Below are 17,352 nucleotides of genomic sequence, written 5' to 3' on the forward strand. Positions count from 1 at the left end.
TGGGCTTTGAGACCATTACCGCCTTCATGTACGAAGCGGGCTTCATCGGTCTCATGGTCTTTGGCTGGGGCAAAGTCAGTAAGGGCATGCATGCCTTCGCCACCTTCAACGTCGGGCTTTCTTCCAGTCTTTCGGCGATGTGGATTCTGGTCGCCAACTCCTGGATGCAGACCCCCAACGGTGTCGTCCTGAAAGATGGTCTTTTCCAGGTCACCAACTGGTGGCATGCCATCCTCAACGATAACTTCATTTGGGGCTTTCCGCACATGTGGATGGCTACCCTTGAGCTCTCCCTCTTCGTCATGGCTGGCGTTAGCGCGTGGTTCATCCTGAAGAACCGCAACGCCGATCTTTTTACCAAGATGCTCAAGCCAACTCTGCTTGCCTTGCTCGTCGTCACTCCTTTGCAGATCTTCATTGGTGACAGTGTGGGTAAGGACGTGGCGGATACCCAACCGACCTCTTTGGCGGCCATGGAAGGGCACTACCACACCTATCTTCCGGACGGCAAGCCGAATACCAGCTGGAATCTGATTGCCATCCCGAATGCCAACAATGATGGTAACGTCTTCCAGATTTCGATCCCCCATGTTTTGAGCCTGCTCGAAACCCACACTTGGAATGGCGTAGTGAAGGGATTGGATCATTACCCCGTGCAGGATCGGCCGGACGTTTGGGTGCCTTTCTATTCCTTCCGCGCCATGGTTGCGATCGGCTTCTTCTTGTTCTTTGTCGCCCTCTGGGGTAACTGGTTGCGGCTGCGCGGCAAGTTCAACGCCCAAGCCTTGCGTCAGCATCCTTGGTTCTTGCGCGCCGTCGTCTTCTCTGCCTTCCTGCCGTACTTGGCCATCTGGACCGGTTGGTGGGTACGCGAGATTGGTCGCCAGCCCTGGGTGGTCTATGGCTTGATGCGCACCTATGAAGGGGTGAGCAACATGTCGGTAATGCAGGAAGTCGTCTGGTTTGCTGGCTACATCGTCTTCGAGCTCGTGGTCTGGGCCGGTGCTTGGTACTTCTTCAGCCGGGTCATCGCCAAGGGTGTGGATGGCATTGCGCCGTCGGAGACGCTGTTTCACCATCACGAGGAAGAAGGCAGCCAGGCAGGCGGTGGTCACGTGCAGACCACCTTTGCCAAGCCGACCTTGAAGCCCGAGCGTTAAGCCCCAGCGGGGCGGGTAAGCCCCGCCCCGGATTTACGGAGGTCACCATGGATTTTACCCACGATATCGTTCGCATCACTTCGGCCTTGTCCACCTGGTGGTGGCTCCTTTTGGCCTTGATGTTCCTTTTTTACATTGCCCTGGACGGTGCCGACCTCGGCGCCGGCATTTTTGCCCTCTTCTCCAAGGATGAAGACGAGCGCGGCGCCATCATGGCGTCGATGGCCGGCTTCTGGGATGGCAACGAGACTTGGCTGGTAGTAGCCGGCGGCGTTCTCTTTGGCGCTTTTCCTGTTGTCTACGGTTCCGCTTTCAACTACCTGATGATCCCCCTGATGCTTGCTCTATGGGCGATCATTATGCGGGCAGTAGCGTTCGAGTTTCATATCCATGCCCGTAGCAGCCGCAAGCTTTGGGGCTGGTTCTTTGCCCTAGGCAGTTTGATTGCCCCCTTCTTTGCCGGCGTTGCTCTCGGGGCGACCCTACAAGGCTTTCCGTTGAAGTCGGGCATGGCGGCACAAATTGCCTCTACCGGCTATCACACTCCGATATTGCATTTTGCCGGTGGCGCCTTGGACTTTCTCACTCCCTTCAGCCTCTGGACGGGTGTGGGGGCGGTAATTGCTGCGAGCCTAGCGGGCGGACTGTATCTCTGCGCTCGCTTCGTGCCTGGTGATGTCATCCATGAGCGCGCCAAGGGTTGGACTAGCCTTTTTTCATTGCTGGCCCTGGCAGCCATCGTCATCACCTTGGTTTGGTCCTACGCCATCTTCCCTTGGGCTGCTGCCAAGTGGACTGGTCCCAACTGGTGGGTGTGGGCATTGTGGATGATCATTGTACTGTTCTTCGCTTTCAAATCGATGAGCAACCACTCGGCAGGACATAACTTTACTGCCCTGCTCTGGGGCGAGGGCGTGGTAGCGCTGCTTTGGGCTGCGATGTGGGCAACCATGTTCCCCTACATCGTTCCGGGCACCTGGACCATCGATGCAGCCGCCAATCCGGCGAACTCCCTGGCCGTGTTCACCCTGTTCATGACCGGATTCGTGCCGGTAATGATCATGTACAACTGGTACCAGATCTGGGTCTTCCGGGGCCGTTTCACCAAGAAAAGCGTCTACGGAAGTCACTGAAATCGGTTTTGTCAGCACGTAAACGACCGGGGCAATGCCCCGGTTTTTTTGTGCAACTTTTGCGCATTGCCCGTGTCTGATTCGGCAGTACAGAAAGATTTTCCGCAAAGCAGGTCGCCATGGACAGCACGCAAATCCTCCGCAAACTCTGTAACCCCAACGAGCCCAATACCCCAGATTGCATCAGCATTCTCGACGCCTTATTGGTTAGCCAGGAGCGTATCGACGAGCGCTGGCAGACGTTTCTCCGCCATTTGCCCGAAGCGAGTCCCGCCGAAGCAATGGATGAAGTCTTGGCTGTGGATCAAGAACTCCAGCGCTATCGTCGCGCCATGATCTTCTTGCGCGCCAATCTCAGGGAGCGAAACACCGGCACGCAAAGCGCTTTTTTCATTGACAGCAAGGGTGCATCCGGGTAATCTTTCGCGCCTTGACAGTAGAGACGCGTATAGCGGAGTGCTCCATGAAAACCTATTCTGCCAAATCCCACGAAGTGCAAGGGGATTGGTTTATCATCGACGCCACGGACAAAGTCCTCGGCCGTTTGTCGACGGAAATTGCTCGCCGTCTGCGCGGCAAGCACAAGCCAGAGTTCACCCCCCATGCCGACATCGGTGACTACATCGTCGTAATCAATGCCGACAAGGTGGCAGTGACCGGCAATAAGGCCAAAGACAAGATGTATTATCGTCACACCGGCTACGTCGGTAACCTGAAAAGCGCGTCTTTCGAGAAGATGATGGAAACACACCCAGAGCGCGTCATCGAAATCGCCGTCAAGGGTATGCTTCCCAAGAATCCCTTGGGTCGGGCCATGTATCGCAAGCTCAAAGTCTACGCAGGCAGTCAGCATCCCCACGCGGCACAGCAACCGCAACCTTTGCAATTGTAAGGCGGATTTGGCATGGAACAATATTACGGAACCGGTCGTCGCAAGAGTGCCACTGCGCGGGTCTACCTGCGTCGTGGTACCGGTAAGATCAGCATCAACAAGCGCAGCCTGGAAGAGTACTTTGGCCGCGAAACCTCGCGGATGATTGTGCTACAGCCCCTGGAACTTACCGGCAACGGCAGCCAGTTTGACATCCTTGTCAATGTCAGCGGCGGCGGTGCCAGCGGGCAGGCCGGCGCCATTCGCCACGGCATTACCCGCGCCCTCATGGCCTACGACGAAACCCTGCGCCGCCCTCTGCGCAGCGCCGGTTTCGTTACCCGCGACGCGCGCGAAGTGGAGCGCAAGAAGGTCGGCAAGCACAAGGCGCGGCGCAGTCACCAGTTCTCCAAGCGCTAAGCGCGTCCTGGTGCCACAGCGAGCCGCCTTCGGGCGGCTTTTGTTTTGGATCCAAAAAATTTTGGGGGAATCGCAATGATTCGGGTGGGCATTGTTGGCGGTACGGGATATACCGGGGTGGAGCTACTGCGCTTGCTCCTTCCCCACCCCGAGGTGGAGATTGCTTATGTAAGCTCCCGCGGCGAAGCTGGCGAGCGGGTCGAGCTGCTCTTTCCCAATTTACGCGGCCTCACGGATCTCTGCTTCTCGACCCCCAGTATCGAAGAACTGTGCCAACTCGATGCCGTTTTTTTCGCCACTCCCCATGGCGTTGCCATGGAAATGGCACCGCAGCTCCTCGCGGCGGGGGTGCGCGTTATCGATCTGAGCGCCGACTTTCGCCTCAAAGACCAAGAACAGTTCCACCACTGGTATGGACTTGGGCATACCTGCCCGGATCTTTTACCAACGGCGGCCTACGGATTGCCGGAATTGTTTCGTGAACGGATCCGCGGCAGCACCTTGGTTGCCAACCCCGGCTGCTATCCCACCGCCGTAACCCTGGGGCTTGCGCCTTTGCTCAGCGCCGGCTGGATCGCGCCGGAAGGCATCATCGCCGATTGCAAATCTGGGGTAAGTGGCGCCGGTCGTAGCGCCCGCGTCGGCCTCATCCTGCCCGAGAGCGCCGACAATGTAGCGGCCTATGGTGTTAGCGGACACCGCCACCGGCCGGAGATCGAGGCCACCTTGAGCGAGATTGGCGGTAAAAACATCGAGCTGCAGTTTACCCCGCACCTGATGCCGATGATTCGCGGTATTCACGCCACCCTCTATGCCCGCCTGCAAGCCCCCCGTGCCGATGCCGAGCTCCAGGAGCTCTTCGCCGAACGGTACCGGGAGGAGCCCTTTGTCGATCTTCTGCCCTTCGGTAGTCACCCCAGCACCCGCAGTGTGCGCGGAGCCAATACCTGCCGGCTAGCGATCCACCAACCGCGACCGGGGCAGGTGGTGGTGCTCAGCACCATCGACAACTTGGTCAAGGGAGCGGCAGGGCAAGCGGTGCAAAACCTGAACCTGCTCTTTGGCTGGCCAGAGACCCTGGGCCTCCAACAGATTGCACTGACTCCGTAACGGACCCCTGCAAGCTTGCCGGTTTGGATCTTTGGTCTATATTGATGGTAGGAGGCAGCGACGACGAAGGATGAGTGCTGTCCGTTGTAACCCAGGAGAACAGCACGACCCATGACCAAAAACCATAGCCGTTTCGATTCCGTACCGGACGGCACTCGTGGCAGCCCCGTTACCCAGAAGGTTTTTGGTCTGCCCAAAGAAACATGGAGGTTTCCAGAGGGTGTGATCGCCTTCTTCCAACCCGTCTACTCGCTCTTTCAGCAGCGGGTCACAGGGTTCGAAGTGCTGGCTCGGGTCCGCACGGATAGCGGCAATCTCCTGCAACCGCGGCAATTCCTACCCTTTCTTACCCTCGAGCAGCGTCGCGAACTGAGTCGCCTGATGCTGAGCGCCGGACTACGGCTCCTCGAAAAACTCGATGCCGAAGGCTATTGCCTGGAGATGTCTTTCAATGTCGACCCTGACTTTATGGAAGATCGCGACTGTGTGCCCTGCTTTTTGGGAGTAGTGCAAGGAAGCCCCATTTCTGCCGAGCGCATTACCCTGGAATTGCTCGAAAGTGGCGATTTTTTGCAGGGGGACATCGCGGTACAGCGCCTCGAGCATCTGTGCGAAACTGGCGCTCAAATTGCCCTCGATGATATTGGCAGTGCCTACTCCTCCTTATTGCGCCTGAAGAACCTCCCCATCAAAAAAATCAAACTCGACCAAGAACTGGTCAAAGATCTAGCGCGCGAACCGAAAATCATCGCTTTTGTGCAAAGCATGAAATTTCTCGCCGATGGCCTTGGCGCGACACTGATCGTGGAGGGGGTCGAGACCCCCGCGATTCTCGAGGCCATGGGCAACCTCAGCCAGGACTTGGTTCAGGGATACGCCATCGCGCGCCCGATGGATGCTACCGCCTTCGTGCAGTACTTGCGTTCAGATCCCACCTTTCCAAGGCCAGAATCGCCTGGCTCCCTGCTCGGCGCTTATGCCGCACACGTCCTACGCCGACCACTCCTCTACAGCCTGTCTGCCGAAATGAGCGAGCTTTCTCCCGTCGAATTTCTCGAGCGCAGTCCGCTATTGCAGTACCTGCGGCTCTATCCCAGCCTGCAGACGAAACCGATTTTGGAAGCCTACGGCAAGCTTCGAGAAGTCGATCAGCAATCCCCCCAAGGCGTCAAACAACGTCTGCAGGAAATCGAAGAGAATCTGCAGCCCCTCCTTTTTGCCGCCATCCGCGCGGCGGACGAGGAAAGTTGAGTATGTTCCTTTCCAACATGTCTTCGTAGGCGATAGAAACATGACCGCCGTAGCCTATCTGCCCGCTCCGGTAGAGATCTCCCTTACCGATACCGCTACGCACTGGTCACGCAGCAAATGGCTGCGGGTGAATATTGGATTATTTTTGGGGGTGCTACTTGCCAGTGGCCTCAGTAATTTACTATTTTCACCGCACCTTCCTAGCCAATTCTGGCCCATCTGGGCGGCTCAGGGCGTCGTCGCTTATGGTCTACTGGTCTGGGGGGCACGCGTTGTCCCTGTGCTCTTTCTCACCCGTCTGTTGGAAAATGGCTTTTTTGGGCATCTACCTTGGGGCATCAACCTCTGGGCGAGCCTGGTGCTGGTGGGTACCCCTTGGCTCGGCTGCTGGCTTTTGCACCGCGTTTCGCCGCATTGGAACGGCTTTCAGCAGGTACGCTCCACGCTGTTTTTCCTGCTTTTCGTCGTTTTTGTTCCAGCGCTCCTCGGCACCCTGTTACTACTCCTGGGTGCGCGTTTACTGACGCACGCCCAGGGCCCCAATACCGTACACCTGATCCTCTACTGGACCTTGGCGCAGAGTGCCGCCTTTCTCAATGTCACGGTACTCCTTCTGATCTTGCTACGCGGGCATGGCGGCGGTCTACAGCGCTGGCGCTCTTTTCTGGCGTATGCGCTGCTCCTCGAAGGGACTATCCTACTTCTCTTCTTTCAACATTTTCCTCGCGAAAATCTCGCCGAGGCCGCGGTCATTCTCCTAATCTTTCCCTTTTTATGGTTATTGGCGACGTTCTCCGTAAAGCTGGTCTATCCATTGGCTTTATTCGGTTTCCTGACCGCCTTGCTCGCCACCAGTCGGGGGTTCGGCCCGTATGCAAACCCTCTGTTCATTTTTCCGGAGACCACCGCGCTGTTGGTCGGCATGGTCATGGAGACCATTGGCTTGATTGCCGGTGCCATGATGACGGAACGCAGCACCGCTATCCTAGCTCTCGAGCGCGCCAAACGCGGCTTGGAAGATCGACTTGCGGAGCATTCCCGCGATCTGTGGGAACGCAACCGCGAACTGCAAATTCGCGACAGTTTTTTGCAGTCGGTAACAGAAATCAACCGGCTCTTTGCCAACGTTGAGGATCACGAAAATATTGCGACGGTGCTCGTGCGTTTCTGCCAAATTCTGGTAGAGCACATGCACCTTGCCGCCGTCTGGATCGGACATAATAGCAGCGGCGATGTCATCCAGATCGCGGCGCATGCCGGTCCTTTGGGAACGCCGCTGAGCCAGCTACAGATTTATGTGCAGGGGGGCATTGACGCACCACCATCGCCTTCCGGTCGCGCCATTGCCGAACAGCGTACACTGCTTTTTGAGGCCAACGATCCCCTCTTTGCCCCCTGGTTTCCGTTAATCCAGAAGTATCAGATGGGGGGCAGCATCTATACACCCTTCTTTTGGCCGGACGGCAGCCATGGTGTTCTCTCCCTATACCGATATGCGAATACCGCCTTTCCCAACGAAATTGTCGATCTCCTGGAGCGCCTGGGCGATGATCTAGCGGCATTTCTGCGTCAACGCCAAGTCACCCAGACCCTGCACGCCATCCGTACCCTGCAAAAAACTATGCTCAGTGCCGGCGATATCGCCCTGCGCGCCCGCGACGGGGCGCAGATGTTGCAGGAAATTTGCGACGCCTTGGTGCATAGTGGGCTCTTCAATGCCGCCTTCATCGTCCGCCCCAATGCCGAGGGCGTCTTTGAGGCCCTCGCCATGGCTGGCCCCAACGTCGATTGGATCCTGGCTCGGCGCTGGACGATTGATCCCCAGGACATCCCCAATGGGCAGTCTCTTACCTCCCGCGCTTGGCGAGAAAACACCCATTTGGTCATCGCTGATTATCTCGGTCTCTTTACCCCCCATACCCCCTGGCACGAGCAGGCCACAGAAAACCACTGGCGTAGTGTCGCTACCCTACCCATCGTTCATCTTGAGGAGCGCTGGGCCATGCTCAATGTCGTGAGTGATCGAGTCGATTTCTTCGATGGCGAGATCATGGAAGTGATGCATCGTATTGCCCTGCTTGTCGGCCACGGTCTCGACGAAATCCACCTCAAGGCTGCTCTTTCGGCGGAGCGGCAACGCCAGAGCCATCTCGCTCAGCACGACGCCCTCACCGGCCTGCCCAATCGTCGCGGCCTTAGCCAATTTTTGCAGGCAGCCATGGCGCGAGCGCAACGCAAAGGGCACCTGCTCGCCGTCGCCATGCTTGATCTCGACGATTTCAAGCCGGTGAATGATCAATATGGCCATGCCGCCGGCGATGCCCTGCTGCAGGAGGTGGCCAAGCGCCTGCGCGAAGCTCTGCGTCAGAGCGACCACGTCGCGCGTTTGGGAGGCGACGAGTTCGTTCTGGTTTGGGATATGCTGCAGTCTCGGGAGCAAGTATCCACCTTGTTGCAGAAAGTTGGACATCTCTTGGCACAGCCCTTCGCCTTGGCCGAATTGCCCGCCATTCGGGTGCGCCTCAGCGCGGGGGTGACCTTTTATCCGCAGCCGGAAATCGAACCCGGCGATGCCGACCTGCTGCTACGCCAAGCCGATCATGCCCTCTATCAGGCCAAGGAAGATAAGGCGACACGCTCCCAGTATTGGTGCTTTTTTGCCGATCAGGGACCAGGCTTGCGACAGCAGATGGTCGAATTGTTGCGAGCAGGAAAAGTGGTCTTGCAGTACCAGCCCATCGTCGATGCGCTGCAGGATCGCATCGTTGGCGTCGAGGCCCTGGCACGGCTTGCCAATGGCGAGCGGGCCATTTCGCCTGGCGATTTTCTTCCGTTTCTCTCCTCGGAAGACCAATGGACATTAAGCGAACAGGTACTGCAGCAGATCGCCCAGGACTGGCGCCTCTGGCAGGAACAGGGGAGTGAGATCTGGGTATCCCTGAATATTCCCCCAAGCTTTTTAGCCAACGCCCAAAACCTCCAGCGCTTGCGCAAGTTGCTACACGACTGCCGCATGCCACCGACAGCGCTGCTCCTCGAGATCCTCGAGAGTGATGAGCTCCTCTCCCTCGACTTTAGCGCACTCTCTATCCGTCAGTTGCAGCAGGACGGCTACCGCGTCGGTCTCGATGACGTTGGCACGGGCTATGCCTCCTTGCTCTACATGAAGGAACTACCGGTAGATGAAATCAAAATCGATCAGGCCTTTGTGCTGCATTTAGGCGAATCTCCCAACGATCTGCATTTTCTCCATGCCCTACTCGAGTTGGGGCGCTCCCAAGGCTTACAGGTGGTAGTCGAAGGGGTGGAAACGCGGTCCATCCGCAGGGTCTTGCTGGCGATGCAAGCACCTTTTCTGCAGGGCTTCGCCATTGCTCGACCGATGTTTGCCGAGGCCATTCCCGACTGGCTGCAACATCGCGAACTACACCGTGACCATCGCGAGGACGAGACCGCCGATCTGCTACAGCTCTATGCCGAGGCCCTCGATTATCAGACCACTATCCAGGCCCTGCTACGTACCAATCCGGCCTGGCTGCAGCAAATCAGCTCTCGCGATGCCTTTTCCTGTCCGTTGGATCGGAGCATTTCCGGCCTGTCTCTTGCGCTCAGAGACGAAATTTTGCACGCCCATCAGCAATATCATCAGCAGCTCGAAATCTGCGCGACCAGCCTTGCCGCCGGCAAGAGCCCCGAACTCCTGATCCTGCAGGCCGCTGGGAAGGCACTGCTGCAGAGCATTTCGACGGCGCTGCAAGCCGAAAGTACCCGACCAAAGGTAACGCATGACGAGCGCTGAGGCCTTCCTGGCAGGATCGAATCATAGCTCTGCGCGGATTCGTCAGCAGCAAGGCCGTTTGCGGCGAATGTTCCGCCTGTTTTTTCTGGGCATCGGGGCGCTCTTCCTGCTGCTCTATCTTTGGCAGGTTCGCACCGAGATCCAACGCCAACAAGAAACCCGTACAGAGGCCCAGTTGCTGAAACTGGAGAAGCTGGCGCAGAAGATTCGCACCCGCATCGATGAGAATTTCCATGACTTGGTTTTCCTTGCGCAAGTCTTGCGCTATCAACCGGGGCAGTCCCCCTTCCCCGATGCCCAGAGCCGCGCCATCCTGCGCAGTTTTCAACAAAGCCACCAAGGCTCCCTCGCCATCAATGTGCTAAGCGCCGACGGCGACACCGTCGTCTGGTCTACCAATCCATCACAAAGTCCTATTCCGCTTGCTCCATCCAAAGAATTTACGCCCATCGGCAACCGCAGCGACTGGCTTCTTGCCGATCCCCGCTATGCGCCGCATTATCATCATTGGATCGTTCCCATACGCATCTCTTTGCATGATGCCAGCGGGAAAAGGATTGGCTATCTGGGTCGACCAACCCCTCTCCAAGAGATCCGCATCGACACCGCCAGCGAATACACCCAAGTCTACCTCTACAAGCACCAAAAGCTCCTGGCGGAACTGCACCAGGATGGCAGCTGGGGCCCAGCACAGGGGATGGTGCCTACGACTCACTTGCTGCGCGTGGCAATGCCCGATTATCCCTGGACCTTAGAGGTGCATTGGCAGCCTGTTCCTTGGTGGGCCGCGTTACGTCCCCTCGCTTGGTTACAGGTCAGTCTGCCCTTCTTGGCCATCCTCGTCCTCCTCTACTTTCTCGATCGCGGCGCACAAGGCGTTCTCCGCGAGATGTTTTCTCTGCGCGAATTGCAGGCCGCAGCCCTTGCCGTGCAGCATCGCATCCTTGGCGAGAGCCGCGCGGATGCCGTGCCAGAGTCTTTTTGCGACGCTCTCCTTGCGGAAACTCCGATTGCTGTCGCTTTGGTGCTGCAGTTTCGAGATGGCCAAAGCATTCTGCTAGGCCGCGCGGTTCCCAAGACTGACCAGACACGATTCGATACGTGTCTCGGACTGCGACAAGCCGTGAAGCTCCCCGCCCCTTTCGAGATTGCCATAGGCGAGGCGTTACGCTCAGGTCGCACCCAGTATCTACGACAACCGCCGCCCCTCTGCGCAGCGGAACGAGGCAAGGCGCTAGAGCAGACGGGTATCGATATGGCGGTGATCCAACCTATCGAAAACAGCGAGGGCGGCGCCGCCTGGGGTGCCGTGCTTTGCCAATACCCTAGCAAGCTGATCAGCACCGCAAATCTCACCCTATTTCTGGAACAAAGTAGCCATTATGTCTTGGAGCCAGCCCGACAAGGTTGGTACCCTTCGGCTGATCCCCGGAGCGAGGCAAACAAGATTGTAAGTAGCCTAAGGACTTGATCCTGCGTTCCAGATCAATCAGTTGCCTCACCTTTGCCAGTAGGTTCGGACGGTATCCAAGGCCTGCCATCGGCAAGAGCCTGCACCCATAAGGATGAACTGGCATGGTCCGTAGATCACCATTATCCTTTGCAAGGAGATCGATATGACAGAGCCCATCCTTTTTGTCGGCATCGACGTGGCCAAGGCCAAGTTCGATGCGGCTCTCCTGACCCCAGAAGGGAAGTATCGCAGCAAAGCCTTTCCCAACAATCCTGCTGGTCATCGGCACTTTTTTGACTGGTTGGACCACCACGGAGCTCGTGGAGCCCACCTGTGCATGGAAGCCACCGGCGCCTATGGGCGGAATCTGGCGCGTTTCTTGGCGCAACGGCAGCTCCTAGTCAGCGTGGTCAACCCAGCCCAGATCCATGCCTTTGGCAAGACCGAGTTGACCCGGGCCAAAACGGATAAGGCCGATGCCCGCCTCATTGCCCGCTACTGTCGCATGCATCGTCCCGCAGCGTGGGTACCCCCAGCCGATGAAATCGTCGCCCTGCAGGCCCTGGTGCAACGTCTGGAAGATCTTCTGGCTCTTCAGAATATGGAGAGCAACCGCCTGGAGTCTGCCGAAGGCCTGGCGCGGTCGTCGGTGGAGTCTGTTCTCGAGTTTATTACCCAGCAGATCCAGATCGTGCGCCTGCAAATCGAAGTCCACATCGATAACCACCCGGACCTCAAAAAGCAGCAAGACCTGCTGTCCAGTATTCCGGGAATTGGGGACGATACCGCCGCCACTTTGCTGGCCTTCCTCAGCCCATGGGATCGGTTCCATTCGGCCAAGCAGGTGGTGGCGTATGCCGGGCTCAATCCTTCCATCCGTCAGTCGGGCCAGTGGGCCGGGAAAACACCCATTGCAAAAGCGGGCAATGCCTTGCTACGGAAGGTACTCTTCTTTCCGGCCGTGGTCGCGAAAAAGCACAACCCCTTGATTGCCGCCTTCTGTAACAGGCTCCTACTCAATGGTAAACGACCCATGCAGGTGGTCGTGGCAGCCATGCGTAAGCTCTTGCATCTGGCCTTCGGGGTGCTCAAATCCGGTAAACCGTTCGATCCCGAATTCACAGTTGCCTAATTACGCGCAAGACGGTATCTGGTTTTGCCATGCTCCTTGGTCTGTGGCGCCGCCGCGAGGCTCTCCACCAGGCCACGAATCGCTTGCAGCTATTGGAAGATTTCGACCCCCTCACCGGCGCTGCCAATCGACGCCGTCTCGAACAAGCCTTTGCCGACCGGCACCAGCGACTTGGCGAGGGCGGCGAGTCCCTGGCGGTCGCTATCCTCGACCTCGACGATTTTGCCCAGATCAACAAGATCCACGGCCATGCCATTGGCGATCGAATTCTCGTCGAACTCCGCGAGCGCCTGCAGACACTCCTCGGCCCCAAAGATTTTCTCGCCCGCCCCGGGGGCGACGAATTCGTCCTACTCCTTTCCTATCCTGGCGACCGCAAGTCGCTCGTCGACCGTCTGCAAATCTTCGCGCAGGCGCTGCAGATGGGATTCGCCCTCGGCCCACAGGCAGTCTTGCGCCTCGAGGCAAGCATTGGCGTCGCCGCCCTGAGCGTAAACAGTGCTCCCTTTCTCGATGGGGTATTGCGTGAGGCCAATCAGGCGCTCCTGGAGGTCAAGGCACACAAACAGGATCGAGAGCAGATTTGGGCCATTTACGGCGAAAAAACGGCGCGCCGTGCGCAGTCTCGCGCCCAACGGCTATTGGCCGAAAAGGCTATGGAGGTCTGGTATCAACCGATCATCGATGGTCGCAATGGACATACGTTGGGGGTTGAGGCGTTGGCACGCCTGCGTGATGACGACGGCAAAATTCTGACGCCTGGAGAATTTCTCCCGTACCTTCATCTCGAAGAGATACAAGAGCTCAGCTGGATGGTGCTCGCACGCGCTCTCGAGGATGTTGCCGAACTGGAAAAGGAGGGCTGGCCTCTCTGGTTCTCCTTCAATGTGCCTGCGGAATCCTTCACCGAGTTCTGCCTGCCTTGCCTGGAAGGCGCTCTTGCAAACAGCAAGATTCCGGCCGAACGCATTACCATCGAAATTCTCGAAAGTAGCGATTTTCTCGATCAGACACAGGCTGCTCGAGTCATGCAAGGGATTCGTGCAATTGGCATCAATCTCGCCTTGGACGACGTCGGTACCGCCTATGCGTCTCTGCAGCGTTTGCGCGATCTGCCCATCAATAAGATCAAAATCGATCAGGGCTTTGTGCGCGAACTACCGGCCCATCCCGAGGACTTGCATTTCATCCGCACCCTCCAAGATCTCGCCCTCGAGACCCATGTCGAAATCCTTGTCGAGGGGGTGGAAACCGCTGAAATCCTCGACATGCTGGTGACCATTGGCATTCCGCAGTTACAGGGCTACGCCATCAGTCGACCGGTACCCCTGTCACAGCTGCGTCGCTTTCTCGAAAATCCTTTTTCGCTGCAGGCCCAGCGGCCGGCAACCCTACTGGGACTCTATGCCGGCATCATGTCTATCCACTCGGTAGTCAAAAAGACCCTACAGCCCATGGGGCAACAAATCCTAGTGCTCGGTAATGTCATCCAGCGCGAAGGATTCTACGATCAGGCCTTGTCGCGTCTTGGCTACAGCCCTGGCGATCCCTTGCACCTTGCCTATCGAGCCTATCAGTCCCGGCTCAGTCGCGCCTTGGCTGCGCAGGTAGATTCCTTCCAGAGCACGATTTGGCAGGAGGTCGAGGATGCGCTGCGCCAACTACAAAAAGCCATTCTCGCGGAGCGACAACGAGAAATCTTGGTCGCGGCCGATGGCTCCGCGGCAAGCCTACGGGGCCAAATGTAGACGCCGGGCTACAGGTAGGCTGCCCCGAACTGCGCCAACCCATTGATTTTTTGAAGACCATATAAACCGGCACAGATCATGCTAAAACTGCGACAAGAGAGGGAAAAGGAGAACTTTCATGACGGGCTTTTGTCGGAATGTCAGCATGGCTAAAGTCTTGCTGCTAGTGTTTTTGGCAGGTGCCAGCCCCGCGGCCTTTGCCGATCGTTTGTCGGTGGGCGTGGGAGTGCCGGGATTGAGCGTCTACTTGGGCGATAGTCCGGGCTATGTCGTCGCCCCCCAGGTGGTCTATCCCGTTCGCCCCATCTATTATGCGCCGCCGCCAGTGTACTACACTCCTGAACCAGTCTGGCGCCCGTGGCGCCCCGGACCGCCGCGAGGACCACATCATCATCCCCGGGGCGGGCCGCGCTGGCACCGAGCTTGGCACGATCACGATTGGTACGACGATGATTGAGTCTGCAATTGGATGGAGGCGTTGACTATGAAGATTCTCGATTATCCGGGGCGGGGTTTGCTTCTTGTGCTCATCGTGGCCAGCCTCGCCGGCTGCGCCAATATGAGCCCTACCGGGCAGCGTACCCTGAGCGGTGGCGCCATCGGCGCCGCCAGTGGCGCGGTGCTGGGTACGGTGGTGGGCGGCAGCCCGGCCCTCGGTGCCGCAGTCGGCGGCGCGGTGGGTGCAGGCATTGGTGCTACCCTGCCGCAAATCAAGCATGCCCTAAATTAGCAAAATTCTGCGGCCGCTTGACGCTGGCGAGAAGCCTTTGCGATCATGCCCAATTCGTACGGTCATGACCCAGGGAGAATATGGAAGCCAGCGATCAACGACGCCTGTTGCGGGAAATGCTCTTTGCTCGTCGCTTTGAAGAGCGTTGCGCCCAAGCCTATCAAGAACGAGAGATCGGTGGCTTCCTGCACCTCTACCCCGGTCAGGAGGCCTGCGCCATTGGTGTGCTCGAAAAGGCACGCAAGGGCCAAGATTATGTGGTTACCGGCTATCGTGACCATATCCATGCCATTCAGTGCGGCGCCGACCCCAAAGAGGTGATGGCGGAGCTCTACGGCAAGGAGACCGGGTCTTCGCGTGGCCGCGGTGGCTCCATGCACATCTTCGACGTCGACCACCACTTCATGGGTGGTTACGCCTTGGTCGGCGGCCCCTTTCCCCTTGCCGCCGGTTTTGCCAAGGCCATCAAGCTGCGCGGTGGCGACGAGATCGCCATTTGCTTTCTTGGCGACGGTGCCAACAACCAGGGCACATTCCACGAGACCATGAATATGGCCAGCCTGTGGAAGTTGCCCGTACTCTTCGTCTGCGAAAACAATCTCTATGGCATTGGCACGGCGATCGAGCGCGCCTCCTCGGAAATCAACCAATATTTACGGGTAGCACCTTACAAAATCGCTGCCTCCCAGGTAGATGGTCAAGACATCGATATCGTCATGGCGGAAGCGGAAAAAGCCATTCGCCATGTGCGGGAAAAGCGGGAACCCTATTTTCTCGAGCTCATGACCTACCGCTTGCGCGGGCACTCCATGTCCGACTCTGGCGCTTATCGTAGTAAGGAAGAGGTAGAACGCTGGGCGCAGCGTGACCCCATCGGCATCTACAAACGCCGCCTGGAAGCCGCCGGCATCATCGATGAGGCCGCTTTTCAGGCGATGGATCAGGAGATTCTGGAGCAGATCGAAAACGAAATCGTGCGCTTTGCCTTGGAGAGCCCGGAACCGCGGGTCGAAGATCTCGAGCGTTATGTCTATGTAAGCGAGGGGGCGTAAGTATGGCGGAGATGATGTACTGGCAGGCCATTTTGCGTGCCCACGATGAAGAAATGGCCCGTGATCCCTTGGTATTTGCCATGGGCGAGGATATCGGCGTTGCCGGCGGTACCTATAAGGCGACCAGCGGACTCTACGCCAAGTATGGCGAAGAACGAGTCATCGACACGCCAATTTCGGAAAACAGCTATACCGGTATTGGAATAGGCGCTGCCATGCTCGGCTGTCGTCCCATCGTCGAGATCATGAGCGTCAATTTTGCCTGGCTAGCCATGGATCAGCTCATGAACAATGCCGCCAAGATCCACTACATGTCTGGCGGCAAGATTCGTTGCCCCTTCGTTTTGCGCGTTCCCGGTGGCACGGCGCACCAGCTGGGTGCCCAACATTCGGCGCGCATGGAAAAAGTCTTCATGGGAGTTTCCGGCCTGCGGGTGGTCACCCCGGCTACCCCCCGCGACGCTTACGGCCTGCTGAAGAGCGCCGTGCGTTGCGATGACCCCGTGGTCGTCATCGAGCACGAGAGCATGTACAACCTCAAGGGCGAGGTGCCAGACGAAGAGTTCTTCACCCCCTTGGAAGGCGTGGAGATCGTCCGGCCGGGGCGTGATCTCAGCATTTTTGCCTACAATATCAGTGTGCATTGGGCCTTGCAGGCGGCCGAGCGTCTCGCCAAGGAGGGCATCGACGCCGAGGTCATCGACCTGCGCGCCCTCAAGCCCCTCGATCGCGCTGGCATCGCCGCCAGTGTGCGCAAGACCCATCGCGCACTCGTCGTCGAGGAAGACGAGGCACCCGTTGGGGTGGGCTCCGAGGTGATCGCCATCCTCAACGAGGAAGCCTTCTTCGAGCTCGACGCCGCACCGGTACGCGTGCATGCCCGTGACGTGCCCATCCCCTACAATCGGCGCCTCGAAAAAGCGGCCATTCCCAATGCCGACGAAGTGGTTGCGGCGGCCAGGAAGCTGCTTGGCAAGTGATCCCGGCGCCCCGCGCGCCTGCCTTTTCCTGAAGATGGTGAGATATGGCTGAAGCGTACGTCATCAAGATGCCCCAATTGTCGGACACCATGACCGAGGGCGTCCTCGTTTCCTGGGAAAAAAAGCCCGGCGAGCGCGTCGAGCGCGGTGACGTGGTAGCCACGGTGGAAACCGACAAGGCCATCATGGATGTCGAAGTCTTTCGCAGCGGCTATCTTGCTGGTCCTCTCGCCGCCGTCGATGCCGTCATCCCGGTTGGCGAGGCGATTGGCTACTTGGTCGACAGCCCCGATGCGCAGGTAGAAACCGCGGCGGCAGCCCCCGCTACCCCAGCGCAGCCTGCGGCAGCGGGCGAAGATCTCGGCTATGCCATCAAGATGCCCCAGCTGTCGGACACCATGACCGAGGGCGTACTGGTCTCCTGGGAGAAAAAGCCTGGCGAGCGCATCGAGCGCGGTGACGTGGTAGCCACGGTGGAAACCGACAAGGCCATCATGGATGTAGAGGTCTTCC

At 58.2% G+C, this 17,352-nt stretch carries 16 protein-coding genes; all 16 read left to right on the forward strand.

What is annotated here, in order from left to right; translation table 11 throughout:
* A partial coding sequence (locus RTI30_RS07320) for a cytochrome ubiquinol oxidase subunit I (protein ID WP_312283576.1) occupies positions 1 to 1,160 on the forward strand: 1,160 nt, incomplete at its 5' end.
* 47 nt (positions 1,161 to 1,207) lie between these two features.
* The gene (cydB, locus tag RTI30_RS07325) at positions 1,208 to 2,293 is read left to right on the forward strand and encodes a cytochrome d ubiquinol oxidase subunit II (protein ID WP_312262514.1); all 1,086 of its coding nucleotides are present in this window, start codon (positions 1,208 to 1,210) and stop codon (positions 2,291 to 2,293) included.
* A 119-nt stretch (positions 2,294 to 2,412) separates the two neighbouring features.
* Complete coding sequence (locus RTI30_RS07330) at positions 2,413 to 2,712, forward strand: hypothetical protein (protein ID WP_312262513.1); 300 nt, start codon at positions 2,413 to 2,415, stop codon at positions 2,710 to 2,712.
* Between the two features lie 44 nt (positions 2,713 to 2,756).
* Positions 2,757 to 3,185: a 50S ribosomal protein L13 gene (gene rplM, locus RTI30_RS07335; protein WP_312262511.1), complete on the forward strand. Its 429-nt coding sequence runs from the start codon at positions 2,757 to 2,759 to the stop codon at positions 3,183 to 3,185.
* Between the two features lie 12 nt (positions 3,186 to 3,197).
* A complete protein-coding gene (gene rpsI / locus RTI30_RS07340) occupies positions 3,198 to 3,584 on the forward strand; it encodes a 30S ribosomal protein S9 (RefSeq protein WP_312262509.1) in 387 nt (128 codons plus the stop codon).
* A gap of 75 nt (positions 3,585 to 3,659) precedes the next feature.
* Positions 3,660 to 4,694 (forward strand): N-acetyl-gamma-glutamyl-phosphate reductase, encoded by a 1,035-nt coding sequence (argC, locus tag RTI30_RS07345; RefSeq protein ID WP_312262507.1) that lies wholly within the window; start codon positions 3,660 to 3,662, stop codon positions 4,692 to 4,694.
* Positions 4,695 to 4,805: 111 nt separating this feature from the next.
* Entirely contained in the window at positions 4,806 to 5,945 is a 1,140-nt protein-coding gene (locus tag RTI30_RS07350) for an EAL domain-containing protein (protein WP_312262505.1), read from the forward strand.
* A 40-nt stretch (positions 5,946 to 5,985) separates the two neighbouring features.
* Entirely contained in the window at positions 5,986 to 9,744 is a 3,759-nt protein-coding gene (locus RTI30_RS07355) for an EAL domain-containing protein (protein ID WP_312262503.1), read from the forward strand.
* Positions 9,731 to 11,215 (forward strand): PDC sensor domain-containing protein, encoded by a 1,485-nt coding sequence (locus tag RTI30_RS07360; RefSeq protein ID WP_312283577.1) that lies wholly within the window; start codon positions 9,731 to 9,733, stop codon positions 11,213 to 11,215. Before RTI30_RS07355 ends, RTI30_RS07360 begins: the two co-directional genes overlap by 14 nt.
* A 145-nt stretch (positions 11,216 to 11,360) precedes the next feature.
* Positions 11,361 to 12,329: an IS110 family transposase gene (locus RTI30_RS07365; protein ID WP_312283578.1), complete on the forward strand. Its 969-nt coding sequence runs from the start codon at positions 11,361 to 11,363 to the stop codon at positions 12,327 to 12,329.
* 29 nt (positions 12,330 to 12,358) lie between these two features.
* The gene (locus RTI30_RS07370) at positions 12,359 to 14,077 is read left to right on the forward strand and encodes a bifunctional diguanylate cyclase/phosphodiesterase (protein ID WP_312283579.1); all 1,719 of its coding nucleotides are present in this window, start codon (positions 12,359 to 12,361) and stop codon (positions 14,075 to 14,077) included.
* Between the two features lie 118 nt (positions 14,078 to 14,195).
* Positions 14,196 to 14,534: a hypothetical protein gene (locus RTI30_RS07375; RefSeq protein ID WP_312263351.1), complete on the forward strand. Its 339-nt coding sequence runs from the start codon at positions 14,196 to 14,198 to the stop codon at positions 14,532 to 14,534.
* Positions 14,535 to 14,561: 27 nt separating this feature from the next.
* Complete coding sequence (locus tag RTI30_RS07380) at positions 14,562 to 14,807, forward strand: glycine zipper domain-containing protein (protein WP_312263350.1); 246 nt, start codon at positions 14,562 to 14,564, stop codon at positions 14,805 to 14,807.
* A gap of 80 nt (positions 14,808 to 14,887) precedes the next feature.
* Entirely contained in the window at positions 14,888 to 15,859 is a 972-nt protein-coding gene (gene pdhA, locus RTI30_RS07385; RefSeq protein WP_312263349.1) for a pyruvate dehydrogenase (acetyl-transferring) E1 component subunit alpha, read from the forward strand.
* Between the two features lie 2 nt (positions 15,860 to 15,861).
* The gene (locus RTI30_RS07390; RefSeq protein WP_312263348.1) at positions 15,862 to 16,839 is read left to right on the forward strand and encodes an alpha-ketoacid dehydrogenase subunit beta; all 978 of its coding nucleotides are present in this window, start codon (positions 15,862 to 15,864) and stop codon (positions 16,837 to 16,839) included.
* 44 nt (positions 16,840 to 16,883) lie between these two features.
* On the forward strand, positions 16,884 to 17,352 hold a 469-nt coding region (locus RTI30_RS07395), incomplete at its 3' end, for a biotin/lipoyl-containing protein (RefSeq protein ID WP_312283580.1).

Origin of the sequence: Candidatus Igneacidithiobacillus taiwanensis, from assembly GCF_031962545.1 — a bacterium.
GTDB classification, from domain to species: Bacteria; Pseudomonadota; Gammaproteobacteria; order Acidithiobacillales; family Acidithiobacillaceae; genus Igneacidithiobacillus; species Igneacidithiobacillus taiwanensis.

Coding starts and splice junctions, on each gene's coding strand:
- RTI30_RS07380 (WP_312263350.1), top strand. CDS start 14,562: ATGAAGATTCTCGATTATCCGGGGCGGGGTTTGCTTCTTGTGCTCATC.
- rpsI (WP_312262509.1), top strand. CDS start 3,198: ATGGAACAATATTACGGAACCGGTCGTCGCAAGAGTGCCACTGCGCGG.
- RTI30_RS07330 (WP_312262513.1), top strand. CDS start 2,413: ATGGACAGCACGCAAATCCTCCGCAAACTCTGTAACCCCAACGAGCCC.
- argC (WP_312262507.1), top strand. CDS start 3,660: ATGATTCGGGTGGGCATTGTTGGCGGTACGGGATATACCGGGGTGGAG.
- RTI30_RS07365 (WP_312283578.1), top strand. CDS start 11,361: ATGACAGAGCCCATCCTTTTTGTCGGCATCGACGTGGCCAAGGCCAAG.
- RTI30_RS07390 (WP_312263348.1), top strand. CDS start 15,862: ATGGCGGAGATGATGTACTGGCAGGCCATTTTGCGTGCCCACGATGAA.
- RTI30_RS07370 (WP_312283579.1), top strand. CDS start 12,359: ATGCTCCTTGGTCTGTGGCGCCGCCGCGAGGCTCTCCACCAGGCCACG.
- RTI30_RS07355 (WP_312262503.1), top strand. CDS start 5,986: ATGACCGCCGTAGCCTATCTGCCCGCTCCGGTAGAGATCTCCCTTACC.
- RTI30_RS07360 (WP_312283577.1), top strand. CDS start 9,731: ATGACGAGCGCTGAGGCCTTCCTGGCAGGATCGAATCATAGCTCTGCG.
- rplM (WP_312262511.1), top strand. CDS start 2,757: ATGAAAACCTATTCTGCCAAATCCCACGAAGTGCAAGGGGATTGGTTT.
- pdhA (WP_312263349.1), top strand. CDS start 14,888: ATGGAAGCCAGCGATCAACGACGCCTGTTGCGGGAAATGCTCTTTGCT.
- RTI30_RS07375 (WP_312263351.1), top strand. CDS start 14,196: ATGACGGGCTTTTGTCGGAATGTCAGCATGGCTAAAGTCTTGCTGCTA.
- RTI30_RS07350 (WP_312262505.1), top strand. CDS start 4,806: ATGACCAAAAACCATAGCCGTTTCGATTCCGTACCGGACGGCACTCGT.
- cydB (WP_312262514.1), top strand. CDS start 1,208: ATGGATTTTACCCACGATATCGTTCGCATCACTTCGGCCTTGTCCACC.